This window comes from Klebsiella sp. WP4-W18-ESBL-05, assembly GCF_014169075.1.
Classification (GTDB): domain Bacteria; phylum Pseudomonadota; class Gammaproteobacteria; order Enterobacterales; family Enterobacteriaceae; genus Kluyvera; species Kluyvera ascorbata_B.
The window spans coordinates 2,533,435-2,558,188 of sequence record NZ_AP022057.1; the positions used below are offsets into that span (position 1 = coordinate 2,533,435).

General features: G+C 55.6%; 25 protein-coding genes. 11 read left to right on the top strand and 14 right to left on the bottom strand.

Annotation, left to right across the window (positions count from 1 at the left end; translation table 11 throughout):
- Positions 1-5: 5 nt before the first annotated feature.
- From pcaF to H7R58_RS12270, 3 genes are read right to left on the bottom strand one after another with little or no spacing between them, the layout of a single operon-like run.
- Positions 6-1,208, bottom strand: coding sequence for a 3-oxoadipyl-CoA thiolase (pcaF, locus tag H7R58_RS12260; protein ID WP_106926885.1), 1,203 nt, complete (start codon positions 1,206-1,208; stop codon positions 6-8).
- Between the two features lie 9 nt (positions 1,209-1,217).
- Positions 1,218-1,874: a 3-oxoacid CoA-transferase subunit B gene (locus tag H7R58_RS12265; protein WP_106926883.1), complete on the bottom strand. Its 657-nt coding sequence runs from the start codon at positions 1,872-1,874 to the stop codon at positions 1,218-1,220.
- Between the two features lie 11 nt (positions 1,875-1,885).
- Positions 1,886-2,575, bottom strand: a complete 690-nt coding sequence (locus tag H7R58_RS12270; RefSeq protein WP_106926881.1) for a 3-oxoacid CoA-transferase subunit A — start codon at positions 2,573-2,575, stop codon at positions 1,886-1,888.
- Between the two features lie 168 nt (positions 2,576-2,743).
- Here H7R58_RS12270 and H7R58_RS12275 point away from each other — a divergent pair, with 168 nt between their 5' ends.
- Positions 2,744-3,550: an IclR family transcriptional regulator domain-containing protein gene (locus H7R58_RS12275; protein ID WP_106926879.1), complete on the top strand. Its 807-nt coding sequence runs from the start codon at positions 2,744-2,746 to the stop codon at positions 3,548-3,550.
- Here the strand turns inward: H7R58_RS12275 and smrA are convergent.
- The gene (gene smrA / locus H7R58_RS12280) at positions 3,547-4,110 is read right to left on the bottom strand and encodes a DNA endonuclease SmrA (RefSeq protein WP_106926877.1); all 564 of its coding nucleotides are present in this window, start codon (positions 4,108-4,110) and stop codon (positions 3,547-3,549) included. The genes H7R58_RS12275 and smrA overlap by 4 nt on opposite strands.
- A gap of 587 nt (positions 4,111-4,697) precedes the next feature.
- Between smrA and ogt the strand changes: the two genes are divergently transcribed.
- Positions 4,698-5,213: a methylated-DNA--[protein]-cysteine S-methyltransferase gene (gene ogt, locus H7R58_RS12285; RefSeq protein WP_106926875.1), complete on the top strand. Its 516-nt coding sequence runs from the start codon at positions 4,698-4,700 to the stop codon at positions 5,211-5,213.
- 196 nt (positions 5,214-5,409) lie between these two features.
- Positions 5,410-6,162 carry a fumarate/nitrate reduction transcriptional regulator Fnr gene (fnr, locus tag H7R58_RS12290; RefSeq protein WP_015964308.1) on the top strand — a complete coding sequence of 251 codons (753 nt, stop codon included), beginning with the start codon at positions 5,410-5,412 and terminating at the stop codon, positions 6,160-6,162.
- 60 nt (positions 6,163-6,222) lie between these two features.
- Here fnr and H7R58_RS12295 read toward each other — a convergent pair whose 3' ends face one another.
- A complete protein-coding gene (locus H7R58_RS12295; protein WP_182930528.1) occupies positions 6,223-6,717 on the bottom strand; it encodes an anti-virulence regulator CigR family protein in 495 nt (164 codons plus the stop codon).
- 252 nt (positions 6,718-6,969) lie between these two features.
- Here H7R58_RS12295 and uspE point away from each other — a divergent pair, with 252 nt between their 5' ends.
- Entirely contained in the window at positions 6,970-7,920 is a 951-nt protein-coding gene (gene uspE, locus H7R58_RS12300) for a universal stress protein UspE (protein WP_182930527.1), read from the top strand.
- Between the two features lie 97 nt (positions 7,921-8,017).
- On the opposite strand, the gene H7R58_RS12305 is transcribed toward uspE, so the two are convergent.
- The 3 genes from H7R58_RS12305 to pntA form a co-directional block, all read right to left on the bottom strand.
- On the bottom strand, positions 8,018-8,206 hold the full coding sequence (locus H7R58_RS12305) for a YdiH family protein (protein WP_106926868.1): 189 nt from the start codon (positions 8,204-8,206) through the stop codon (positions 8,018-8,020).
- 132 nt (positions 8,207-8,338) lie between these two features.
- Positions 8,339-9,727 carry a Re/Si-specific NAD(P)(+) transhydrogenase subunit beta gene (gene pntB / locus H7R58_RS12310; protein WP_106926866.1) on the bottom strand — a complete coding sequence of 463 codons (1,389 nt, stop codon included), beginning with the start codon at positions 9,725-9,727 and terminating at the stop codon, positions 8,339-8,341.
- A 10-nt stretch (positions 9,728-9,737) separates the two neighbouring features.
- Positions 9,738-11,267 (bottom strand): Re/Si-specific NAD(P)(+) transhydrogenase subunit alpha, encoded by a 1,530-nt coding sequence (pntA, locus tag H7R58_RS12315; protein ID WP_182930526.1) that lies wholly within the window; start codon positions 11,265-11,267, stop codon positions 9,738-9,740.
- Between the two features lie 524 nt (positions 11,268-11,791).
- On the opposite strand from pntA, the gene ydgH reads away from it, so the two are divergent.
- The 3 genes from ydgH to folM all read left to right on the top strand — a co-directional run bounded on the left by ydgH (position 11,792) and on the right by folM (position 15,056).
- A complete protein-coding gene (gene ydgH / locus H7R58_RS12320) occupies positions 11,792-12,742 on the top strand; it encodes a DUF1471 family protein YdgH (protein ID WP_106926862.1) in 951 nt (316 codons plus the stop codon).
- 169 nt (positions 12,743-12,911) lie between these two features.
- Positions 12,912-14,294, top strand: a complete 1,383-nt coding sequence (locus H7R58_RS12325) for an amino acid permease (protein WP_106926860.1) — start codon at positions 12,912-12,914, stop codon at positions 14,292-14,294.
- 39 nt (positions 14,295-14,333) lie between these two features.
- Positions 14,334-15,056, top strand: a complete 723-nt coding sequence (gene folM, locus H7R58_RS12330) for a dihydromonapterin reductase (RefSeq protein WP_106926858.1) — start codon at positions 14,334-14,336, stop codon at positions 15,054-15,056.
- Positions 15,057-15,059: 3 nt separating this feature from the next.
- On the opposite strand, the gene H7R58_RS12335 is transcribed toward folM, so the two are convergent.
- Entirely contained in the window at positions 15,060-15,395 is a 336-nt protein-coding gene (locus tag H7R58_RS12335; protein ID WP_182930525.1) for a GlpM family protein, read from the bottom strand.
- Positions 15,396-15,573: 178 nt separating this feature from the next.
- Between H7R58_RS12335 and rstA the strand changes: the two genes are divergently transcribed.
- Complete coding sequence (gene rstA / locus H7R58_RS12340; RefSeq protein WP_182930524.1) at positions 15,574-16,293, top strand: two-component system response regulator RstA; 720 nt, start codon at positions 15,574-15,576, stop codon at positions 16,291-16,293.
- Positions 16,294-16,419: 126 nt separating this feature from the next.
- Here the strand turns inward: rstA and H7R58_RS12345 are convergent, their stop codons facing one another.
- Both H7R58_RS12345 and H7R58_RS12350 read right to left on the bottom strand, forming a co-directional pair.
- Positions 16,420-16,962: an isochorismatase family protein gene (locus H7R58_RS12345; RefSeq protein WP_182930523.1), complete on the bottom strand. Its 543-nt coding sequence runs from the start codon at positions 16,960-16,962 to the stop codon at positions 16,420-16,422.
- A gap of 148 nt (positions 16,963-17,110) precedes the next feature.
- The gene (locus tag H7R58_RS12350; RefSeq protein WP_182934366.1) at positions 17,111-17,329 is read right to left on the bottom strand and encodes a hypothetical protein; all 219 of its coding nucleotides are present in this window, start codon (positions 17,327-17,329) and stop codon (positions 17,111-17,113) included.
- Positions 17,330-17,423: 94 nt separating this feature from the next.
- Between H7R58_RS12350 and H7R58_RS12355 the strand changes: the two genes are divergently transcribed.
- A protein-coding gene (locus H7R58_RS12355) for an IS1 family transposase (protein WP_182929052.1) occupies positions 17,424-18,121 on the top strand; the annotation gives its coding sequence in 2 pieces (ribosomal slippage) (positions 17,424-17,673 and positions 17,673-18,121; 699 coding nt in all).
- Here the strand turns inward: H7R58_RS12355 and H7R58_RS12360 are convergent.
- The gene (locus H7R58_RS12360) at positions 18,093-18,542 is read right to left on the bottom strand and encodes a hypothetical protein (RefSeq protein WP_182934367.1); all 450 of its coding nucleotides are present in this window, start codon (positions 18,540-18,542) and stop codon (positions 18,093-18,095) included. The two genes, H7R58_RS12355 and H7R58_RS12360, sit on opposite strands and share 29 nt — an antisense overlap.
- Before the next feature lie 584 nt (positions 18,543-19,126).
- Here H7R58_RS12360 and rstB point away from each other — a divergent pair.
- Positions 19,127-20,428, top strand: coding sequence for a two-component system sensor histidine kinase RstB (rstB, locus tag H7R58_RS12365; RefSeq protein WP_182928662.1), 1,302 nt, complete (start codon positions 19,127-19,129; stop codon positions 20,426-20,428).
- 86 nt (positions 20,429-20,514) lie between these two features.
- Complete coding sequence (tus, locus tag H7R58_RS12370; RefSeq protein WP_182930522.1) at positions 20,515-21,447, top strand: DNA replication terminus site-binding protein; 933 nt, start codon at positions 20,515-20,517, stop codon at positions 21,445-21,447.
- Here the strand turns inward: tus and fumC are convergent.
- Together fumC and fumA are read right to left on the bottom strand one after the other, a co-directional pair.
- Positions 21,444-22,847 (bottom strand): class II fumarate hydratase, encoded by a 1,404-nt coding sequence (fumC, locus tag H7R58_RS12375; RefSeq protein WP_182930521.1) that lies wholly within the window; start codon positions 22,845-22,847, stop codon positions 21,444-21,446. The genes tus and fumC overlap by 4 nt on opposite strands.
- A 103-nt stretch (positions 22,848-22,950) precedes the next feature.
- Positions 22,951-24,597 carry a class I fumarate hydratase FumA gene (fumA, locus tag H7R58_RS12380; RefSeq protein WP_182930520.1) on the bottom strand — a complete coding sequence of 549 codons (1,647 nt, stop codon included), beginning with the start codon at positions 24,595-24,597 and terminating at the stop codon, positions 22,951-22,953.
- Between the last annotated feature and the right edge of the window lie 157 nt (positions 24,598-24,754).

Here is a 24,754-nt window from a genome sequence, read left to right on the forward strand (position 1 = left end):
GCTCCTTATACGCGTTCAATAATCAGCGCGATCCCCTGTCCGACGCCGATACACATGGTACACAGCGCATACCGGCCGCCGGTACGACGCAGCTGGTAAGCAGCGGTCATCGCCAGTCGGCCGCCGGAGGCACCAAGCGGATGGCCCAATGCAATCGCCCCGCCGTTCGGATTCACATGGTGGGCGTCGTCAGGCAGGCCCAGATCGCGCAGCACCGCCAGCGCCTGCGCGGCAAACGCTTCATTCAATTCGATAACGTCCATCTGCGCCAGCGTTAACCCCGTCTGCGCAAGGACTTTTCGTACCGCCGGGGCCGGCCCGAACCCCATGATTCGTGGCGCAACGCCAGCGGTCGCCACGCCAACTACGCGGGCCAGCGGCTGTAAATCATTCTGCGTCATCGCCCGTTCGCTTGCCAGCAACAAGGCGCAGGCACCGTCGTTGACCCCGGAGGCATTCCCGGCGGTGACGGTCGCATCGGGGCGCACCACCCCTTTCAGTTTCGCCAGCGCCTCGATGGATGTGCTGCGCGGGTGTTCATCCTGTGAGAAATTCAGCGCTTCGCCCTTACGCTGCGGCACCCATACCGGAATCAGCTCATCGTTAAAGGCGCCGTTAGCCTGCGCCTGCGCGGTACGCTGCTGGCTGCGCAGCGCAAAGGCATCCTGATCGACACGCGAGATGGCGAAATCCATCGCCACGTTCTCCGCCGTCTCCGGCATCGAGTCTACGCCGTATAGTGCTTTCATTTGCCCGTTGATAAAGCGCCAGCCGATGGTGGTATCTTCCATTTTCATCGTACGGCTAAAGGCGCTTTCCGCTTTGCCCATCACAAACGGCGCACGCGACATACTTTCCACGCCGCCGGCAATCATCAGTTGCGTTTCGCCGCTTTTAATCGCGCGCGCCGCCACGCCGATGGCATCGAGGCTGGAGCCGCAAAGCCGGTTAATCGTACTGCCCGGCACCGTTTCCGGCAGACCGGCCAACAGCAGCGCCATGCGCGCGACGTTGCGGTTATCTTCCCCCGCCTGGTTGGCGCAGCCGTAGATCACATCATCAATACGCGATGGGTCTAACCCGCGATTGCGCTCCAGCAGCGCCTTCAGCGGCAGTGCCGCAAGGTCGTCAGCGCGAACGCCAGCCAGAGTACCACCAAAACGACCAAACGGTGTGCGTACCGCGTCGCAGATAAATGCTTGATTCATCATCATTCCTTAAGCGGTTTCCGCGACCGCGTCATAAGTCAGGGTAACCGGCGTGATGCGCTGAAGCTCATCAAAGGAGAGGCCGTTGAAAATCTCACGCACCACCGGGCCGTGGGCGGTGATATCGATAACCGCCAGGTCGGTATAAATACGGCTGACGCAGCCTACGCCGGTCAGCGGATAGGTGCAGTGCTCCACCAGCTTACATTCGCCGTCACGGGTCAGATGGTCCATCATGACAAACACCTGACGTGCGCCGACGGCCAGATCCATCGCGCCCCCCACGGCAGGAATGGCATCCGGCGCGCCGGTGCTCCAGTTGGCCAGATCGCCGCGAGCCGAAACCTGATAGGCCCCCAGTACGCAAATATCGAGATGGCCGCCGCGCATCATGGCGAACGAATCACCGTGATGGAAATAGCAGCCGCCCTGCAGCAGCGTCACGTACTCTTTCCCGGCGTTAATCAGCTCCGGGTCCTCCTCACCAGGTGCGGGCTTTGGCCCCATGCCCAGCAGGCCGTTTTCACTGTGTAAAAAAACTTCTTTATCCGACGGCAAATAGTTGGCGATGCGGGTTGGCAGCCCAATGCCCAGGTTAACGTAGGCCCCTTCAGGGATATCCTGTGCCACGCGTTTGGCCATATCGTCGCGAGAGAGTTTCTGCATTTTTCGGCTCCTTAAGCGCGCTGTGCCTGAGCGATGTGAGATTCCTGCGCATACACGCGCTGAACGAAGATGCCGGGCGTGACGACGTTTTCAGGATCGAGGTCACCCAGCGCGACCATGCTGGCCACTTCCACAATGGTGGTTTTCGCCGCCGTAGCCATAATCGGCCCGAAGTTACGCGCAGCTTTACGGTAAACCAGATTGCCCCAACGGTCGGCCTGGTGAGCTTTAATCAATGCAAAATCAGCGCTTATCGGGTACTCCAGCACATAGTGGCGGCCATCGATTTCACGGGTTTCTTTGCCTTCCGCCAGCGGCGTGCCGTAGCCCGTAGGTGTGAAAATCGCCCCCAGCCCGGCGCCCGCGGCCTGAATGCGGGCCGCCAGGTTGCCCTGCGGTACCAGCTCCAGCTCGACGCTGCCGCGACGATAAAGATCATCAAAAATATGTGAATCGACCTGACGCGGGAACGAGCAAATCATCTTGCGCACGCGTCCGGCTTTGAGCAGCGCCGCGAGGCCGATTTCACCGTTACCGGCGTTGTTGTTGATAATGGTCAGGTCGCGCGCGCCCTGTTCAATCAGGGCATCGATCAGCAGCGTCGGCTGCCCGGCAGGCCCGAAGCCGCCAATCATAATCGTCGCGCCATCGTGGATACCCGCGACGGCATCGGCCAGCGACGGCACACTTTTATCAATCATCAGGTTGCTCCTTGTTGTGCGGTTATCGCACTAATATTCGTTGTTCGCACAAAATGTGACCCGCTTAACGATGTCGGTCAAGGGCGATAATCGAAATATGGTGCGATAATCGAACATCATGTATGTTTAGGTTCAGAATGTGATCGACGGCATAATCGGAGAGAAAAAGTGGACAAACATCCGGACGATATTTTGACGGGCGATAGCGACCCGTTTAAGGGCGACCCCAACTTTATGGCTTCGCTGGCACGCGGGCTGGAGGTGATTCAGGCGTTCACCCCACAGCGTCGGCTGCTGTCGATTTCGCAAATCAGCCAGAAGACGGGGATCCCGCGCGCGGCGGTGCGCCGCTGCCTGTATACGCTGGGCAAACTGGGTTTTGTTTACGCCGAGGACGGTAAGCATTTTCAGCTGCGTCCGCGTATTTTATCGTTGGGTCACGCGTGGCTGGCCTCTACCCCGCTGGCCCGTTCGGCGCAGCCGGTGCTGAAACACTTGAGCGAGATGCTGAATGAGTCGTGCTCCATCGCCACGCTCGACGGCGACGATATTCTGTATATCGCCCGCGCCTCAAGCTCGCGCATTATGACCATCGATCTGGATATCGGCAGCCGTCTGCCCGCCTGGTCAACGTCAATGGGTCGCGTGCTGCTGAGCCATCAGCCGGAAGAGAAGCTAAACGATATGCTGGCACGCATCACCATGATTCGTTACACCCCGCAGACCATCGCCTCGGTCAGCAAGCTGCGCAGCGAGTTGAAGGCCGTACGCCAGCAGGGGTATGCGTTAAACGATCAGGAACTGGAAATGGGGCTGCGTTCACTGGCGGTGCCGCTGTTCAACGCCCAGGGCCAGGTTGAAGCCGCGCTAAACGTTGGCGTGCACGCCGGTCAGGTGTCGGCCAACGAGCTGCTCGAGCGCGTGCTGCCCGAGCTGCAAAAAGCCGCCGCAGAGCTGTCGCTGCTGCTGCGCTAACGGCTGCGTTTGGCGTGACGTTCCCAGTTTTCTTGCTTAGCGACCGCCGACTTACGCAGCGCCACGTAACATGCACCGCTGCCGCCATGATGCGGCAGCGCGCTGCAAAAAGCCTGAACGTCGTCAAATTCGGTTAACCAGCGGGCCAGATAGCTGCGGATGATATTAGCGTGCGAACCGTCCTCTTTGCCTTTACCGTGAATAATCAATACATTACGCAAATTGTCACGCTGTGCCTGAACAATAAAGGCATACACATTCTGGCGGCAGCTTTCTACCGTTTGCTGGCGCAGCTCAAGGCTCGCCTGCTGACCGTATTTTCCCTGACGCAGTTTATCCAGCACGCCGGTCTGTAGCCCTTCGCGCTTAAACTCCAGCGGCGTCCCCAGCGGGATGATGTCAAGAAAGCCGGTCGTCAGAAAATTGTCCAGCTGGAGCGTATCGATCTGCTGGCGGGTCCGGGAGTTTCGTACGGGCTGCCAGTGAACATCACTGTGCTGCTTCAGCGGCTGGACATCCTCCATGGCGCCAAGAAACAGCGATTTGTCGTCAAGATTCATGAGAACTCCCCAGTGTTGCAACTGGCGCATACTATAGCCGTGAGGATTGGCGTGCTCAATGCTTTTCCCTTTACTGTTAAATAATCACTCTGCGAAGTATATAAATGTGTAACAAATTCAAAATATGCATTATTTAACTCAACCTTAAATACAGTAAATCAGCCATTAATTGTTGGGGGCTATTTTGAATACGTGAAATAAATCACCAAGAATTATCTGGAAAATAAACGCAGACCCGTTATAAATAGTAATATCCGCTGTGCGGAGCAAAATGTGGGGAACGGTACGGATACAATTGTGTGGTTGCTGCGGGGTCTGGCGATGTCGACAGACCCCGATTTTTATTCTACGCCCGCCGGCAGTGACTTTACCCGCCCATTCAAGGATATATCTTTACCTTACGGCCCTCGCTTTATATTCTCGCCTCGGCTTTATCTTATTTATTGATCAGTTTTAGCGAAGTTTACCTTTGATTATAAATACACCACATTGTTTATAAGGTTATACATCTGAGGTATAGAGTCGTCCCCGCCCACATGCTATGGTGACGCGAGAATAATTTGCGTAAACAAATACAGAGAGTGCGCATGCTGACTTTGCTTGAAGATAAAATAACCACCCCGCTTGGGCCGCTGTGGATTCTGTGCGATGAGCAATTTCATCTGCGCGCCGTTGAATGGGAAGAACACAGCGACCGCATGGAGCAGTTGCTGGATATCCACTACCGCGCCGAAGGCTATACCCGCGTAACGTCGGCTAACCCCGGTGGGCTCAGTCAGCAGCTGGCGAACTACTTTGACGGCGACCTGGCAATTATTGAATCGCTTCCCACCGCCACCGCCGGGACGCCGTTTCAGCGTGAAGTGTGGCAAGCTCTGCGCACCATTCCCTGCGGTCAGGTCATGCATTATGGCCAGCTCGCCGAACAGCTTGGTCGTCCCGGCGCTGCGCGCGCGGTGGGTGCAGCAAACGGCGCGAACCCGGTGAGCATTGTGGTCCCCTGCCATCGAGTCATCGGCCGCAACGGAACCATGACCGGCTATGCCGGCGGCGTGCAGCGCAAAGAGTGGCTTCTGCGCCATGAAGGTTACCTGCTACTTTGATTTTCTGTGCCCTTTTCGACGTGCAACGGCGCGTTTAAGCGTAAAGATGCCTGAAATTTTATAAACTATATCAATTAGATATATATCAATCCAGGCTATCCCTTTTTAATCTTGGGTGAATACGCGCGTCGAGACTTACCTGCTCACCAAAAAGATGTTAAAATTGACCAATATCAATTACGGCTTGAGCAAACCTATGATCCCGGAAAAGAGAATTATACGACGCATTCAGTCTGGCGGTTGCGCGATCCATTGTCAGGATTGCAGCATCAGCCAGCTTTGCATCCCGTTCACTCTTAATGAGCATGAGCTTGATCAGCTGGATAATATTATCGAGCGCAAAAAGCCCATTCAGAAAGGGCAAACTTTATTCAAAGCCGGCGATGAACTGAAGTCTCTGTATGCGATCCGTTCCGGTACCATCAAGAGCTACACCATTACTGAGCAAGGCGACGAGCAGATTACCGGCTTCCATCTGGCGGGCGATCTGGTTGGTTTCGATGCCATCGGCACCGGGCACCATCCGAGCTTTGCACAGGCGCTGGAAACCTCAATGGTTTGCGAAATTCCGTTCGAAACGCTTGACGATCTCTCGGGTAAAATGCCGAACCTGCGCCAGCAGATGATGCGTTTAATGAGCGGCGAGATCAAAGGCGATCAGGACATGATCCTGCTGCTGTCGAAGAAAAATGCCGAGGAGCGTCTGGCGGCATTTATCTACAATCTGTCACGTCGTTTCGCCCAGCGAGGCTTCTCTCCGCGCGAATTCCGTCTGACGATGACTCGTGGCGACATCGGTAACTACCTCGGCCTGACGGTCGAAACGATCAGCCGTCTGCTGGGTCGTTTCCAGAAAAGCGGCATGCTGGCGGTTAAAGGTAAATACATTACCATCGAAAACAGCGATGCGCTGGCGGTACTGGCGGGACATACCCGCAACGTTGCCTGATGCCCGTTTTGCTCTACAAATAAAAAACCCCGGCCTGCCGGGGTTTTTTATTGCCTTCGTTTAATCAAACACGCCGTTGATAATCGTCGTGACGATGGCCGTGCTCAGCGCAATCAGCACCAGATTGTCGCCAACGATCTGCCATTCGTAACCCGGGTAGTACGGCAGTTGATTCATCATCGAACCGGGCACCGTTTTTTTGGCAATACCCGGCGGCAACGGTTTTCCACGGGCCAGGTTTTTAGCGATCCCCGGCGGTAACGATTTATAGCCGGTTAAGCCAAAGTTGACCGCTAGCTGCCTGGCCGCTGCATAGCTAATATCGCGATCGACACGATCGGGTTTACCGTAATCTTTTCGCCCTGCGCTCGTATGCCCGTTATCATGCCCGCCGCTCCACTGCTGGCTGCTTCCCTTGTTGCCATTATTGCCATTACCATGATTACCGTTTCCATTACCGTGCCCGTTGCCGGGATTAGCCAACGCGGGAGTGGTGCAAAGGACCAACGTCACGATCGCCACCGCCGCCGTTGAGACTGAAGAACGTCTGGACATCATCATTTCCTTCTGTGCCGGAACCTATTAGTAATGTAAAAGATTCAGAACAAAATAACCTACGCAATAAATCTGATTTTTTAACCCGCGTGGCCGGCTCATGGCGCTGCGCTGCTGAATTCTTCCCGCCTGGCGCCGTCGGGTTAATTTATCCTGTTTATTGATCTTACGAAGGTTCTCCCCTGTTTCAATCCCATTATATGAGTTATCTTTTACTGACAAACTGTGGTTACAGCTGTAAGGAGACCCTGTATGGCCAGATATCAAAATATGCTCGTGGCGATTGACCCCAACCAGGACGATCAGCCCGCGCTGCGGCGCGCTGTTTATCTTCACAAGCTGATTGGCGGTCGCATTAAAGCGTTTTTGCCAATCTATGATTTTTCCTACGAGATGACGACCCTTCTGTCTCCTGATGAACGCACCGCAATGCGCCAGGGCGTCATTAGCCAGCGAACCGCATGGATCCGCGAGCAGGCGAAATTCTACCTGGAAGCCGGCGTTCCGCTGGAGATTAAAGTGGTATGGCACAATCGTCCGTTCGAGGCGATTATTCAGGAAGTGGTCAGCGGCGGTCATGATTTGCTGCTGAAAATGGCGCACCAGCACGACAAGCTGGAGTCCGTGATCTTTACCCCAACCGACTGGCACCTGCTGCGTAAATGCCCGTGCCCGGTGTGGATGGTAAAAGACCAGCCGTGGCCGGAGGGCGGGAAAGCGCTGGTTGCGGTCAATCTTGCCAGCGAAGAGGCGTACCACAACGCGCTGAACGAAAAGCTGGTCAAAGAGACCATCGAACTGGCCGAACAGGTCAACCATACCGAAGTGCACCTGGTCGGTGCCTACCCGGTGACGCCTATCAATATCGCCATCGAACTGCCTGACTTCGATCCCAGCGTTTATAACGATGCGATCCGTGGCCAGCATCTGTTAGCCATGAAGTCGCTGCGCCAGAAGTTCGGCATTGATGAGAAGTTTACCCATGTAGAGAAGGGGCTGCCTGAAGAAGTGATCCCGGATCTGGCCGCACATCTGGATGCGGGTATCGTGGTGCTGGGCACCGTCGGGCGTACCGGCATTTCTGCCGCTTTCCTCGGCAACACCGCTGAACAGGTGATCGATCACCTGCGCTGTGACCTGCTCGCCATCAAGCCGAACGACTACCAGACGCCGGTTGAGATGGACGACGAAGAAGACGATTAAGCTCGTCTTTTAAGGCTAAAAACCGGCTGCTGGCCGGTTTTTTTATCTCTTATCGCTGCCAGCCGACTTTACTACCCCGGCTGAACGGTGGAGTCTATCAATGGAGGCCTAGTCGCCAGGCAAAATCGATCTCTTCTTTGAGCTCAATAGCAGAGAGTGACATCAGATCGGCAAACTCCAGCTCGAGCTGCTTAACGCGTTTCAGGTACTGTGCGGGGGTTAAAGGCGTGGTTTCACGGCGGAGAAATTCGATTGCCAGTTGTGCAGGCGTTAACAAGGTATCCATAACTTCCTCTATAGGTTTAGACGACGTTATGCAGTATAGCACCTTTCGCTGCGCGTTTTTTGACCAAAAACAATCAGCAGACAAATAAAAGCCGCCCAAACAACAGGCGGCTTTTCTGCTTTATGCGCGTGATTAAAGCGCTTTCAGAATCGCGTCCACGCTCGCTTTCGCATCGCCGAACAGCATCTGGGTGTTCTCTTTAAAGAACAGCGGGTTCTGCACGCCGGCATAGCCGGTGTTCATCGAGCGTTTGAAGACGATAACGTTCTGCGCCTTCCACACTTCCAGCACCGGCATCCCGGCAATAGGACTCTTCGGATCGTCCTGCGCGGCTGGGTTAACGGTGTCGTTCGCGCCGATAACCAGAACGGTATCGGTGTCGGCGAAGTCGTCGTTAATTTCGTCCATTTCGAGCACGATGTCGTAAGGCACCTTCGCCTCTGCCAGCAGCACATTCATATGCCCCGGCAGACGCCCGGCAACCGGGTGAATACCGAAGCGCACCTTGATGCCGCGCGCGCGCAGCTTCTCGGTGATTTCCGCCACCGGATACTGCGCCTGCGCGACCGCCATGCCGTAGCCCGGGGTGATGATGACCGAGTGCGAGTTTTTCAGCATCTCGGCGGTTTCTTCCGCGGTAATTTCGCGGTGCTCACCCACTTCTTCTTCGCTGCCGCTTGAGGAGCCGTCGGTACCAAAGCCGCCAGCGATAACGCTGAAGAACGAACGGTTCATCGCTTTACACATAATGTACGACAGAATGGCACCGGAAGAACCGACCAGCGCGCCGGTGACGATCAGCAGGTCGTTGCTGAGCATAAAGCCCGCCGCCGCCGCCGCCCAACCGGAGTAGGAGTTCAGCATGGAGACGACTACCGGCATGTCTGCCCCGCCAATTGACGCCACCAGGTGCCAGCCAAAGGCCAGCGCGATAACCGTCATTACCAGCAGGCACAGAACCTGGGTGCCAACGCTGTCGGTACGCACAAAAGCGACCATCAGCAGGAAGGAAACCACCAGCGCCGCCAGATTCAGCTTGTGGCGGTTTGGCAGCATCAGCGGCTTCGAGGACATCTTGCCGCACAGTTTGCCGAACGCCACGATAGAACCGGTGAAGGTCACCGCACCGATGAAGATACCGAGGAACACTTCGGTCAGGTGAATATTGACCAGAATCTGGTCCATGCCGGTTTCGTGCTGCAGGTAGCTGTTGAAGCCCACCAGCACCGCCGCCAGACCCACGAAGCTGTGCAGCACCGCCACCAGCTCCGGCATTTCGGTCATTTCCACTTTCTTCGCCAGGCGAATACCGATCGCGCCGCCGATAATCATCGCCAGCAAGATCCATGCGACGTTGCTGGTATCCGGCCCGAAGATGGTGGCAATCAGCGCAATGGCCATACCGGCAATACCGTAGTAGTTGCCCTGCTGTGACGTTTCGTGTTTAGACAAACCGGCCAGGCTGAAAATAAACAGGACGGCGGCAACAATGTATGCAGCTGTGACTAATCCTCCAGACATGTGTTACCCCTTATCCTTTGCGGAACATTTTCAGCATGCGCTGAGTGACGGTGAAACCACCAAAAATATTAATGCTGGCGATCAGCACCGCGATAAAGCTCAGGAAGCTCACCCAGCCTCCGTGGCCTATCTGCAGTAATGCTCCAACCACGATAATGCCCGAAATGGCGTTAGTCACCGACATCAGCGGCGTGTGCAGCGCATGAGAGACGTTCCACACCACGTAGTAACCAACGACGCAGGACAGCGCGAAGACGGTAAAGTGGCCGAGGAACTCTTTCGGCGCCACGTTCGCCAACCAGCCAAACAGGATAATGACCAGCGCAATCAGCGCGTATTTCCGCCACGGCGACGCCGGTTTTTCGGGTTCTTTTGCTGCCGGAGCTGCTTTCGGCGCAGCCTGCGGCTGGGCAGAAACCTGAATCGGCGGCGCCGGCCAGGTGACTTCCCCTTCGCGGATCACGGTTACGCCGCGAACCACGACATCGTCAAAGTCGATGGCGATATTGCCGTCTTTCTCTTTGCACAGCAGCTTCAGCAGGTTCACCAGGTTAGTGCCATACAGCTGGGAGGACTGCGTCGGCAGGCGGCCAGCCAGATCGGTATAACCAATCACCTTCACGCCGTTTGCGGTGGTGACGATTTCATTCGCCACGGTGTACTCGCAGTTGCCGCCGTTCTGTGCGGCCAGATCGACAATGACGCTGCCCGGCGTCATGGAGTCGACCATTTCGCGGGTGATCAGCTTCGGTGCCGGTTTGCCCGGAATCAGCGCGGTGGTCACGATAATGTCGACCTCTTTTGCCTGGGCGGCAAACAGGGCCATTTCCGCAGCGATAAACGCCTCGGACATGACTTTGGCATAGCCGTCTCCGCTGCCGGCTTCTTCTTTGAAGTCCAGCTCGAGGAATTCGGCGCCCATGCTCTGCACCTGCTCTTTCACTTCCGGGCGAGTATCAAAGGCACGGACGATCGCGCCAAGGCTATTTGCCGCGCCAATGGCAGCAAGCCCGGCAACGCCCGCGCCGATCACCATCACCTTGGCCGGCGGCACTTTACCCGCAGCGGTAATCTGCCCGGTAAAGAAGCGGCCAAACTCGTGGGCGGCTTCAACAATGGCGCGGTAGCCCGCGATATTTGCCATCGAGCTCAGCGCATCCAGCGACTGCGCGCGGGAAATACGCGGCACAGAATCCATCGCCATCACGTTAATATTGCGCGCGGCGAGTTTCGCCATCAGCTCGGCATTTTGTGCCGGCCAGATAAAGCTAATCAGCGTGGTGCCCGGATTCAGCAACGCAATTTCTTCATCCAGCGGCGCGTTAACTTTGAGAATAACGTCGGATTGCCAGACATCGTCACCTGAGACGATTTCCGCCCCAGCCTGGACAAAGGCGCCATCATCAAAGCTGGCTAATTTTCCTGCACCACTCTCCACTGCCACGCTAAAACCGAGTTTCAGCAGCTGCTCTACCGTTTTCGGCGTTGCTGCAACTCGCGTTTCCTGGGCCCACCTCTCTTTCGGTACACCAATACGCATAACGATTCCCTTATAGCGGTTCTTATTTGATGGTTTGCCGTTTTGTCAGTTTGTTGCGGATACCCCGTCAGTGACCAACAGGCGAACAACCTGAATAAATAAAACAGTAACAAACTGTCTATAACCTACTGAAAATACCGATTGTGATCTAGCGCCGAAAAACAGTATTTTTGCATTAAATGCCAAATAAGGAGTTCCGGCCGCTGCAAACAGCGATATTTACCCCCATTTGAGTCGCGAACCTCATAATTCGCTTCATCTCCGTGGGAAAACATGATTTTTCGCGGGCGCAGCAGCGCGTTTAACATTCCATTAACTTAAAAAAGTCATATGGTTGACCGCTTTTTCTGGTCAAGCGCCCGTTTTTTCAACATATCAGGAAAAGTTATCCAAAACCGTCACCGGGTTCGCATCTGAAGTTAAAAATGACGCAGACAATGGCGTCATTTCAATGCCATAATCAGACGTTTTCCCATTAACAACATGACCCGAATTTGGTTTGCGCAAGGCGAAGGATTATTTTTATGAAGCTTAAGAACACCCTCCTCGTGTCCGTCATGCTGTCTGCCGCGGCAATGTCCGCCCAAGCAGCCACCGAGCTGACCCCGGAGCAAGCGTCCGCATTAAAGCCCTATGACCGCGTAGTGATCACCGGTCGCTTTACCGCCATTGGCGACGCCGTCAATGCGATGTCACGTAAAGCGGACAAAGAAGGCGCAGCCTCTTTCTATGTTGTCGATACGTCTGACTACGGCAACAGCGGCAACTGGCGCGTGACGGCTGACCTCTATAAACAAGATGCACCGAAGGCCGACACCCCGAAAAACCGCATCATCAACGGCGTAATGGAACTGCCGAAAGATCAGGCCGTTGAGCTGGAGCCGTACGACACCGTTACCGTGCAGGGCTTCTACCGCAGCCAGCCGGAAGTCAACGACGCCATTACTAAAGCCGCTAAAGCAAAAGGCGCAGACTCTTTCTTTATCGTGCGCCAGGTGGATGCCAACGACGGCGGTAACCAGCGTATTACTGCCTATATCTATAAAGCTGATGCGAAAAAACGTGTGCTGCAGAGCCCGGACGCCATTCCGGCTGACTCCGATGCGGGTCGTAAGATGCTGGCAGAAGGTGGCGAAGCCGCGAAACAGGTTGAGATCCCAGGCGTCGCCACCACGGCCGCAGTGGGTTCCGGCACCGGCGTAGGCCGCTTCTTCGAAACGCAAACATCGAAAGGCGGGCGTTACAGTGTCACGCTGCCGGATGGCACCAAGGTTGAAGAACTGAATAAAATCACCGCTGCGCAGATGATTCCGTTCGACAGCATCAAATTCACCGGTAACTACGGCAACATGACCGAAGTGTCTTACCAGGTGGCCAAACGTGCCGCTAAGAAAGGCGCTAAGTACTACCATATTACCCGTGAATGGCAGGAGCGCGGCGGCAACGTCACCATCAGCGCCGACCTGTACAAGTAAGCCACAGCAAAAGGCGGCCCCGGCCGCCTTTTTTATTCTTTTCCTGCCATCCTGTGTTGCATGTCTGCAGCGCTCTCCGTAAAATCGCCGCCTTCAGCGCAATCCTCCATTTTTATGCGATTTCGCCAAATAAATATTCTGGTTCTTCTCTTTCCACAACAGGATTCACATGGAAAAGAAATTAGGGCTTAGCGCCCTGACCGCTCTGGTTCTGAGCTCGATGCTCGGCGCCGGCGTTTTTAGTCTGCCGCAGAACATGGCGGAGGTAGCCAGCCCGGCAGCGCTGCTGATTGGCTGGGCCATTACCGGCGTCGGTATCCTGTTTTTAGCCGTCGCTATGCTGGTGCTGACGCGCATTCGCCCCGATCTTGACGGCGGCATTTTCACCTACGCCCGAGAAGGCTTTGGCGAGCTGATTGGCTTTTGTTCGGCGTGGGGCTACTGGCTCTGTGCGGTTATTGCCAACGTGTCGTATCTGGTGATTGTCTTTTCCGCCCTCAGTTTCTTTACCGATACGCCCGAACTGCGTCTGTTCGGTGACGGCAATACCTGGCAGTCGATCGTCGGCGCGTCGGTGCTGCTGTGGGTCGTCCACTTCCTGGTCCTGCGCGGGGTACAGACCGCCGCCAGCATTAACCTGGTTGCCACGCTGGCGAAGCTTGTGCCGCTAGGCCTGTTCATTGTGCTGGCCGCCATCGCGTTTAACAGTGATATCTTTACCCTGGATTTCCACGGCATCGATCTCGGCGTGCCGGTGTGGGAACAGGTGAAAAACACCATGCTGATTACCCTGTGGGTATTTATCGGCGTGGAGGGCGCGGTTGTTGTCTCGGCGCGTGCGCGCAATAAAAAAGACGTGGGCCGCGCGACCCTCCTGGCGGTCATTTCCGCGCTGGGGGTGTATTTGCTGGTGACGCTGCTGTCGATGGGCGTTGTCGCTCGCCCTGAGCTGGCGGAAATGCGTAACCCGTCAATGGCCGGGTTGATGGTGCGAATGATGGGGTCCTGGGGTGAGATTGTCATTGCCGCCGGGCTGATTGTTTCCGTCTGCGGTGCCTACCTCAGTTGGACGATTATGGCGGCGGAGGTCCCGCTGCTGGCCGCTACGCACAAAGCGTTTCCGCGTGTCTTTGCCCGCCAGAATGCTAACAATGCGCCCTCGGCCTCGCTGTGGTTAACGAACCTCTGCGTCCAGGCAAGCCTGGTGCTGATCTGGCTAACCGGCTCAGATTACAATACGCTGCTGACCATCGCGTCCGAAATGATCCTTGTACCTTATTTTCTGGTGGGCGCATTTCTGCTGAAGGTCGCCCGTCGCCCGCTGCATAAGGTGATTGGTATCGGCGCCTGTATTTATGGCTTATGGTTATTGTATGCGTCCGGCCCGATGCATCTGCTGCTGTCGGTGGTGCTTTACGCGCCGGGTCTGTTAGTGTTTATCTATGCACGCCGCACGCATCAGGATAATATCCTGCTCAAGCGCCGCGAATTAGCCTTAATTGGCCTGCTTCTGCTTGCTGCCGTGCCGGCAACGTGGATGTTGATGGGGTAACGCGTGTCGCCCCATCGTCGACAACATATGGAGATAACGATGGGAAATACGCTATCACGCCCCGTTCTGATTACCGGTGGAGGTCGCCGCATCGGCCTCGCCCTTGCCCACCATTTTCTCGCCCAGCAGCAGCCGGTGATCGTCAGCTACCGTACCCGCTACCCGGCCATCGATAGGCTGGAACAGGCCGGGGCGGTCTGCATTCAGGCCGATTTTTCCCACGATGATGGAATCTATACCTTTGCCGAGGCGGTAAAATCACGCTGCAGCGGCCTACGCGCCGTGCTGCACAACGCCAGCGGCTGGCAGGCGGAAAGCCCAACAACCCCGCTGAGCCATGTGCTCAACGCCATGATGCAAATTCACGTACACGCCCCCTACCTGCTTAACCATGAGCTGGAAGACCTGCTGCGCGGTCATGGGCACGCCGGGAGCGATATTATTCACTTCACCGACTACGTGGTTGAACGCGGCAGCGATAAGCATATTGCCTATGCCGCCAGTAAAGCCGCGCTGGATAATATGACCCGTTCGTTTGCCCGTAAACTGGCGCCGGAAGTCAAGGTTAACGCCATTGCGCCTGCACTGGTGCTGTTTAATGAAGGCGACGATGCGGACTATCGTCAGAAGGCGCTGAATAAATCGCTGATGAAAATCGCCGGCGGCGAGAAAGAAATTATCAACCTGGTTGAGTATATTCTCACCAGCGATTACGTCACCGGCCGCTCCTACGCCGTCGACGGCGGGCGACCGCTGGTTTAAAGGTTAATGCAGGCGGCCCCATAGGAAAATCAACAGCCAGGCGCTGACGCCCCAACAGGCGACGGCGCCTGCTAATGCCAGCGGCAGACGCATCATGCCGGTGAAATACCACAGCGATAGCAGATACAGAAAGTACGGAATAATCGACCACATCCCAAAAACGATAGTGGCCCGCAGCGCCTCGGTGCCACGCTCGCTGGCAACGATATAGTGCGCAATCAGCGCAAAGGTAGGAAACAGCGGAATCAGTCCGGCGATGGCGTAGTTTTTCGTTTTTGCCAGAATGCCGATCAGTACCACCACCAGCGCGCCAAGCAGCGCCTTAATTAACAACCCCATCTTATTATTCACCAATATACAACATGTTGCTCCAGCATAGCGGAAGCGGTGCCATTAATGAATGGAAATTCAACGGTATTGCCAGCCCCCATTTTAACACGGCCGCAGGGGCGGCTTTTTGTGGCAGCAAAATCGCGCGCAGTGTATCGTAGCTTTTTTTAAGCCAGTGCGTAGAGTCATGAATAAGATCGTTTATGTTGAGGATGATCCGGATGTTGGCGCGTTGATCGCCGCTTATCTGGGTAAGCATGATATGGATGTGGTGGTCGAGCCACGCGGCGATAACGCCGAAGCAACCATTGCCCGCGAACAACCGGACCTGGTGCTGCTGGATATCATGCTGCCGGGCAAGGACGGCATGACGCTGTGTCGCGATCTGCGCGGCCAATGGCCGGGCCCGATCGTGCTGTTAACCTCACTGGACAGCGATATGAACCATATCCTGTCGCTGGAAATGGGCGCGAACGACTATATCCTGAAAACCACCCCACCGGCCGTGCTACTCGCGCGCCTGCGCTTGCATTTGCGCCAGCGCCCTACCGGCAGCAGCGCAGCAGCGCCCGCCCAGCCGGCGCTGACGCCGCATAAAGCCATTCGTTTTGGCACGCTGGCGATCGATCCGGTCAACCGCCAGGTGCTGCTGAGCGGAGACTCCATTGCCCTTTCCACCGCCGACTTCGATCTGCTGTGGGAGCTGGCTACCCATGCCGGGCAAATTATGGACCGCGACGCGCTGCTGAAAAATCTGCGCGGCGTAAGCTATGACGGGATGGATCGCAGCGTCGATGTGGCTATTTCACGCCTGCGCAAAAAGCTCCAGGACAGCGCGACGGAGCCTTATCGTATTAAAACCGTACGCAATAAAGGTTATCTTTTTGCGCCACATGCCTGGGAATAGCCATCAGCATTTTATGCTGGCGCTAAAACTATAACCCTCGAGAGACAGCGCACCACCCACCTTAAAAACAGAGTGTTTATGCTGCCAACGGCGCAAATCTTCGCCACATGGCAGCATTTTCTGCAATTACTCCGCAGCCAGATTCAGCGCAGCGGTGTTCACGCCGCGGGCAAAGCCATTTTCCAGTAGCCCAAGGGTCACGTTGCACACGTCCTCAGCGCTAATGCCTGCGTTCTCAAGCGGAAAGCTGAGCACCGCATCGCGAATCACCGTTATTGACAGCCCCAGGTCGGCCGCCATACGTACGGTAGAATTCACGCAGTAACCAGCTACGGCACCGATGACGGCAAGATCGTTTATCTGCGCACGCTTTAACCCGTCATAAAGATCGGTGGAGCTAAAGGCCGACGATGTGGTCTTGATAAATACCGCTTCACCGGCACGCTCTTCAAAGCCGGCAACGGGTTGAAACTGGGGTGAGTCCCGGTGCATCGGTGAGCCAGGCTCCAGCGTTTCGTGGCGCACGTGCAGCACCGGCTTGCCTGCCGCCCTGAATGCCGCAATGGCGGTGCGCATATTGTCGATACTGTTGGTGGGAAAATAAGCCATGCCCCCGGCGATTCTTTCCGGAACAAACCCCTGCATATCGATGATCAGTAACGCTTGCATAGCACCCTCGCGCGAACGGAAAACCACCAAACTACGTCCGTCACGCGAGGATAGCAAGCTGCTGATTTTAGGGTGTTAGCCTAGGGCCAGAACGTCATGAAAACGATCGCATCGCCACGATCTTTTTAACCTGGATATAGCCAGAGGTTTATAGGTTGTGTTGGTATCGTACGCCGACAGAATGCGACACCGCATTATCATGTTTCATAAAATAAAAGCTGGTCAGAAACAGCCCCACCATAAACGGTATTTCGTACAACTCTTCCATCAGATCCGCATAATTCGGTTCACGCACAAACAAGGGTGCCAGCAGACGGTGATGTTCGATCGTGTCCGCAATCAAAAATGTCATCACCGTGACGGCCATTAACCACAGCGGCTTAGGGCTATCTTTAATGCGTCGGTCATGTATTCAATCCGTTGATCACCCTGTAGAATGACTGATTTACGGGTGAGAATTTATGGCTCAGGTTGACGTGAAATGTCCCTTCTGTGGACGCATTGATGCGGTTAAAAAGCATGGTCTGGGCACTGCCGGGCACCAGCGCTATCGTTGTCAGTCATGTAGCCGAACTTTCCAGCTTGATTACGCTTATCGTGCCTGCCAGCACGGCATGAAAGAGCAAATTGTTGACCTTGCGATGAACAACTCGGGGATCCGCGATACTGCAAGAGCGCTACATATCAGCATTAATGCTGTTGTGCGCACCTTAAAAAACTCTCGCCGCGACGGGTAACTACGCTTCCACTGGACAACCTGCAAATCCAGCTGATTTGTGAAATTGATGAAATGTGGTCATTTGTGGGCAACAAGAAGCAGCAGCGTTGGTTGTGGTATGCATGGGAGCCTCGCCTCAAACGTATTATTGCCCATGCTTTTGGCCGTCGAAGCAAAAAGACTTTGCGTAAGTTATTGAAGCTGTTAGTGGGCTTTAATGTTGTCTTCTGGTGCACAGATAACTTCAGCGTTTACGACATGTTACCGAATGAAAAGCACATCACAGGCAAGCTTTATACACAACGGATAGAGCGTGAAAACCTGAACCTTCGCAACCGGCTAAAGCGGCTTAATCGTAAGACCCTCGGATACTCGAAATCAGTAGAAATGCATGACAAAATTATCGGTACATTCATTGAGCGTGAGCACTACTTGCAATGAGCCGATCTACACATTGAATACGTGACCTAATGCGTCGAACAATCTCTTTACGCAGCGGCGACGACAGCAGAGAAAGAAGCACCCCTGCAACCAGTACCGTGGCTATCGCGTGAAACACAATACGCGGCGCATCAGGAAAATAAACGCGCCCCCAGCTGGTGCTGCGCCCAAGCAGCACCAGCCACCACAGCGTAGCCCACATCCAGAACTGTTTCTCGCCCGCCGGTTTTTCCCACGGCTTGCTGTAGCACACGGTAAACACGGCGCCAAACAGCAACCACAGCGCCTGTCCATTCTCGATATGTGTCACCAGCGCACCGTCGTCCAACGAAATACGCCACTCCGCCGCGAAAGGAAACAATGCGGAAAGCACCAGCAGGACCATCGCAGAGAATGAGAAGTGTGTGTCAAATTTCATCATCGTAATTTACCTTAAGAACCGACTTACGATAATAAAATTGAGAGGAGACAATACATTAGCATTGAATGCTATCTTCTTAAGGTTTTCTTAATATTCGCATCTTTGGCAAAAAACATTTAATGCTTTATTGCCCACACCTTTTGATCTGAGCCCGCACTGTATTTTATATAACAGCACATAATGCACAAATAGACGACGAGAAGAATATTCCTATCATCTCGTCATTATTCCGATCGTGACTATGATTGTTTAACAAGCCACCATCAGCGTGCATTGGCTTTATCGATCGCGTTATTTCCTGCCGTGCTTATGTTTATATTCACTCCCAATATGTCGACGGCATGACCGTCAGCGGCTAACGGCGTGGTATTAGGGGGATTTATCGGCAAATGAAATCACCGCTTCCCCGGCCACAGCCGCGGCGATTTATCTCGGTGACCCCGTGCGCTGCATGCAGAAAGTATGAATACAGTGTACTCTCCCGGGTACGCTGCTAACCGGCGGCTGGGTAGCGTTCTGGCCTGTTTGTACGCCAGAGTCATGCGCCCCCTCGCCACACCCTATTGAACGTTCGGTGGTTTTCGATGAAAAAGCTGTTTGTGCAGTTTTACCTGCTACTGTTTGTCTGCTTTCTGGTCATGACGATGCTGGTCGGGCTGGTCTACAAATTTACCGCCGAGCGTGCGGGGCGTCAGTCGTTGGATGACCTGATGAAAAGCTCGCTGTACCTGATGCGCAGCGAGCTGCGTGAGATTCCGCCGCGTAACTGGAGCAAAACGCTTAACGAACTGGATCTGAACCTGTCTTTCGATCTGCGCATTGAACCACTGAGCAAGTTCCAGCTGGCCGATAGCGCCATGCAGCACCTTCGCGCCGGTGATATCGTTGCGCTCGACGATCAGTACACCTTTATTCAGCGCATTCCGCGCAGCCACTATGTGCTGGCGGTCGGCCCGGTCCCGTATTTGTACTTTATGCATGAGATGCGGCTACTCGATATTGCCCTCATGGCGTTTATCGCCATTTCGCTGGCCTTCCCGGTATTCATCTGGATGCGCCCGCACTGGCAGGATATGCTACGTCTGGAAAACGCCGCGCAGCGCTTTGGCGACGGGCATCTGGGGGAGCGTATTCATTTCGACAGTTTATCCAGCTTCGAGCGGCTGGGCGTTGCTTTTAACCAGATGGCCGACAATATCAATGCGCTTATCGCCAGCAAAAAGCAGCTGATTGACGGCATTGCACACGAGCTGCGTACGCCGCTGGTTCGTCTGCGCTACCGTCTGGAGATGAGCGAGAACCTGACTGAAGCCGAGTCTCAGGCGCTGAATCGCGATATTAGCCAGCTGGAAGCGCTGATTGAAGAACTGCTGACCTACGCACGTCTTGATCGCCCGCAGACCGAGCTTTCTCTGACCACTCCCGACCTCCCGCGCTGGATAGCCGCGCACGTTGAAGATGTGCAAGCGGTGAACCCGCAGCGAGACATCACGCTTAAGCAGTTGACCCAGGGCGACTACGGCGCGCTGGATATGCGCCTGATGGAACGCGTTCTCGATAACCTGATCAATAACGCCATGCGTTACAGTCAGTCCCAGATTCAGGTCAGCCTGACCCTCAGCGGGAGCCAGGCCTGCCTGCTGGTGGACGACGACGGCCCGGGTATTGCCGCCGATGAACGCGAGCGCGTATTTGAACCGTTTGTTCGCCTGGATCCCAGCCGCGACCGCGCGACCGGCGGCTGCGGCCTGGGTCTGGCTATCGTCCACTCCATCGCCACGGCCATGGGCGGACACGCTAGCTGCGAAAGCAGCCCGCTCGGCGGCGCGCGCTTCAGTCTGCAATGGCCTATTTACCACTCTATTTCCCTGCCCGCGGCTAGCTGACCGCGGTTTGCACGGTGCCGAATCGTGGATTATAGTGACAACATCAAAAGTATGTTGTAACTAATTAACAACAGAGGAACGCGACCATGGCCAGTTACGATCTCGTTGAGCGCTTAACCGACACCTTCCGCCAGCTTGAACGCAACCTTGCCGAGCTGCGCAACGAGCTGTCTGCGTGCCGTCTGCTGACTGCCCGCATCTTCGCGCTGCCGGAAGTACCGAAAACCGCCGAGCACGCCCCGCTGTCGCGCATTCCGGTTGTCCAGCATCTCGGCCAGCCGGCGTTTGCCATGGCGCTTCAGCACTTCAGCCACCTGTTTATTCAGCAGCAGTCGGAAAACCGCAGCAGTAAGGCCGCGGTACGTTTGCCCGGCGCAATCTGCCTGCAGGCAGGCAGCGAACAGCACGATGCGCTCAGCCGCCGGGTCCAGCTGATTAACCGTCTGAAAGCCGAGCTGGAACAGATTATCACCGTTGATTCCGGCCTGCCGTCGGTGGCCCGTTTCGAATGGGTTCATCGCTATATACCGGGGCTAATTACCCTCAACGCCTACCGCTCGCTCACCCTGCTGCACGACCCGAGCACGATTCGTTTTGGCTGGGCCAATAAGCACATTATCAAAAACCTGACCCGTGATGAGGTGTTGGCACAGCTGGAGAAGAGTCTGAAATCGCCCCGCGCCGTGCCCCCCTGGACGCGGGAACAGTGGCAGGCGCGGCTGGAGCGCGAATATCAGGACATTGCCGCCCTGCCGCAAAAGGCCAGACTGAAGATTAAACGCCCGGTGAAGGTGCAGCCCATTGCGCGCGTATGGTACGCCGGAGAACAAAAGCAGATACAGTACGCCTGCCCCGGCCCGCTGATTGCCGTCAGCAGCGGGCGCAACGGCGTCAGCGTACCGGATCTGGGCGAGCTGCTGGACTACGACGCCGATAATGTACAGCACCGGCATAAGCCGCAGGCACAGCCTCTACAGCTGCTTATTCCGCGGCTTCATCTGTGGCTCGCGACCGATTAACGCAGGCCCGGCAGGCTCCCTACCATCTCCTGCGGACGAACCCAAAGATCGAACTCTTCGGCGCTGAGATAGCCTAAAGCCAGCGCCGCATTTTTCAACGTCAGCCCCTCTTTGTGCGCCTTCTTGGCGATTTCTGCCGCTTTATCGTAGCCGATATGCGTATTCAGCGCGGTCACCAGCATCAGCGACTCATTAAGCAGTTGCTCAATTCGCTCGCGGTTTGGCTCAATGCCCACCGCACAGTGCGCGTTGAAGCTCTCCATGCCATCAGCCAGCAGTCGCAGCGATTGCAGCACGTTATGAATAATCATCGGCCGGTAGACGTTCAGTTCAAAGTTACCGGATGCCCCGCCCATATTCACCGCCACATCGTTGCCCATGACCTGGCAGCACAGCATGGTCATAGCTTCACACTGGGTTGGGTTGACCTTTCCTGGCATAATTGACGACCCCGGTTCGTTTTCCGGTATCGACAGTTCACCGATACCGCAGCGCGGCCCCGATGCCAGCCAGCGCACGTCGTTGGCAATTTTCATCAGCGATGCCGCCAGCCCTTTCAACGCACCGTGGGTATGCACCAGCGCATCGCAGGTGGCCAACGCTTCAAACTTGTTCGGCGCCGTCACAAACGGCTGCCCGGTCAGCGCTGCCAGCTCTTTCGCCACGCGAACCGCATATTCAGGATGGGTATTCAGCCCGGTTCCCACCGCCGTCCCGCCCAGCGCCAGCTCGCTCAGGTGCGGCAGGCTCTGCTCCAGATGACGACGATTGTGCTCCAGCATAGCCACCCAGCCGGAAAACTCCTGGCCGAGGGTCAGCAGCGTGGCATCCTGAAGGTGGGTGCGGCCGATTTTGACGATATCGCGGAAGCGTTCGGCTTTCTGGCGTAACGTTTCCTGTAATATCGCAAGCTGCACCAGAAGATGTTCGCGCAGCGCGATGACCGCCGCCACGTGCATCGCCGTCGGGAACACGTCGTTAGAGCTCTGACTTTTGTTGACGTCATCGTTCGGGTGGACCTGACGAGCCATCCCGCGCTCGCCGCCCAGCAGTTCGCTGGCGCGGTTGGCCAGCACCTCATTCATGTTCATGTTGCTTTGCGTGCCGGAACCGGTCTGCCAGATGGCCAGCGGGAACTCATCCTGATGGCGGTTTTGCAGCACTTCATCGGCCGCCGCCATAATGGCACCGGCTTTATCCGCGGTGAGCAGGCCTAAATCCTGGTTGACCTTAGCCGCCGCGCGCTTGGTCAGCGCCAGGGCGTGAATCAGCGAAAGCGGCATTTTCTCCGTGGAAATACGAAAATGCTCCAGGGAGCGTTGGGTTTGTGCGCCCCACAGTTTGTCGGCGGGCACCTCGATAGGGCCCATTGAATCGCTTTCGCGGCGTGACGTTGTCATTACTTTCTCCTTGAATTCAAAGTGATTGTGAAGTGACAGTGCTCAAGCAGGCTAAGATCAGTATGGTACAAATAAAAAACCGCCCCGAGGGGCGGTGAAAGGATTACTTCACGCAGCGGGCGCACTGCGACGCCTGAATCTGCTGGAAGAAGTCGTTACCTTTGTCATCCACGAGGATAAACGCCGGGAAGTCTTCTACTTCAATTTTCCAGATGGCTTCCATTCCCAGCTCCGGGTACTCCACGCATTCAAGACTCTTAATACTGCTCTGCGCCAGTACCGCCGCCGGGCCGCCGATGCTACCGAGGTAGAACCCGCCGTGTTTGTGGCAGGCATCGGTGACCTGCTGGCTACGGTTGCCTTTCGCCAGCATGATCATACTGCCGCCTTCCGACTGCAGCTGATCGACGTAGGAGTCCATACGGCCTGCGGTGGTTGGGCCCAAAGAGCCAGACGCGTAGCCCTCTGGCGTTTTTGCCGGGCCGGCATAGTAAATTGGATGATCTTTGATGTACTGCGGCAGACCTTCGCCTTTATCCATGCGTTCTTTCAGCTTGGCGTGGGCAATATCGCGCCCCACGATAATGGTGCCGCTTAGCGACAGGCGAGTGGAAACCGGATACTGAGACAGCTGCTTGAGGATCTCGCTCATCGGGCGGTTGAGGTCAACCTTCACCGCTTCGCCTTCACCCGCCTTACGCAGCGATTCCGGTATGTATTTACCCGGGTTGTTCTCCAGTTTCTCAATCCAGATGCCGTGACGGTTAATCTTCGCTTTGATGTTACGATCGGCGGAACACGAGACGCCCATCCCCACCGGGCAGGATGCGCCGTGGCGCGGCAGACGAATCACCCGAACATCGTGGGCAAAGTACTTGCCGCCGAACTGCGCACCCAGCCCCAGGTTCTGCGCCTCTTCCAGCAGTTCTTTTTCCAGCTGTACGTCGCGGAAGGCCTGACCGTGCTCGTTCCCCTCGGTCGGTAGGCCATCGTAGTATTTCGTGGACGCTAGCTTCACCGTCTTCAGCGTGGCTTCCGCGGAGGTCCCGCCGATGACGAATGCGATATGGTACGGCGGGCAGGCCGCGGTTCCCAGGGTACGCATTTTCTCAACCAGATAGCTTTTCAGCTTCGCCGGGGTGATCAGCGCCTTGGTTTCCTGATACAGGTAGGTTTTGTTCGCCGAGCCGCCGCCTTTAGCAATGCACAGGAACTTATATTCGTCGCCATCGACGCTGTAGAGGTCAATCTGCGCCGGCAGGTTGGTACCGGTGTTGACCTCTTTATACATATCGAGAGGCGCGTTCTGCGAGTAGCGCAGGTTATCTTCAATAAAGGTGTCATACACGCCGCGCACCAGCGCCGCTTCATCGCCGCCGCCGGTCCAGACGCGCTGGCCTTTTTTACCCATGATGATCGCCGTGCCGGTATCCTGGCAGGTCGGCAGAATACCCTTCGCGGCGATATCCGAGTTACGCAGGAACTGCAGCGCTACGTACTTGTCGTTTTCGCTGGCCTGCGGATCGTTAAGGATATCGGCCACCTGCTGCTGATGCGCGGGGCGGAGCATAAAGGAAGCATCGTGGAAGGCGTGTTTGGCGAGGAGCGTCAGCGCTTGCGGGGCAACTTTGAGGACTTCCTGCCCTTCAAATTCTGCGACGGAAACGTAGTCGTTGCTCAACAGATAGTATTCGGTCTCATCCTTTTTTAACGGAAAAGGATCCTGATAATAAAAAGGTTTATTCGACATTGTGCTCTCACTTACTGCTTTGATGATGTTGTTAAAGGCAGTCTTTCCATTTGCCCGGTTAAAAGCGAGTTACCCTATCGTACACAATTTTTTAACAAAAACTGAGACTAGTACGACTTTTTATTTCTTGAGAATACGCGCGCGCTTTTTTTTGCTT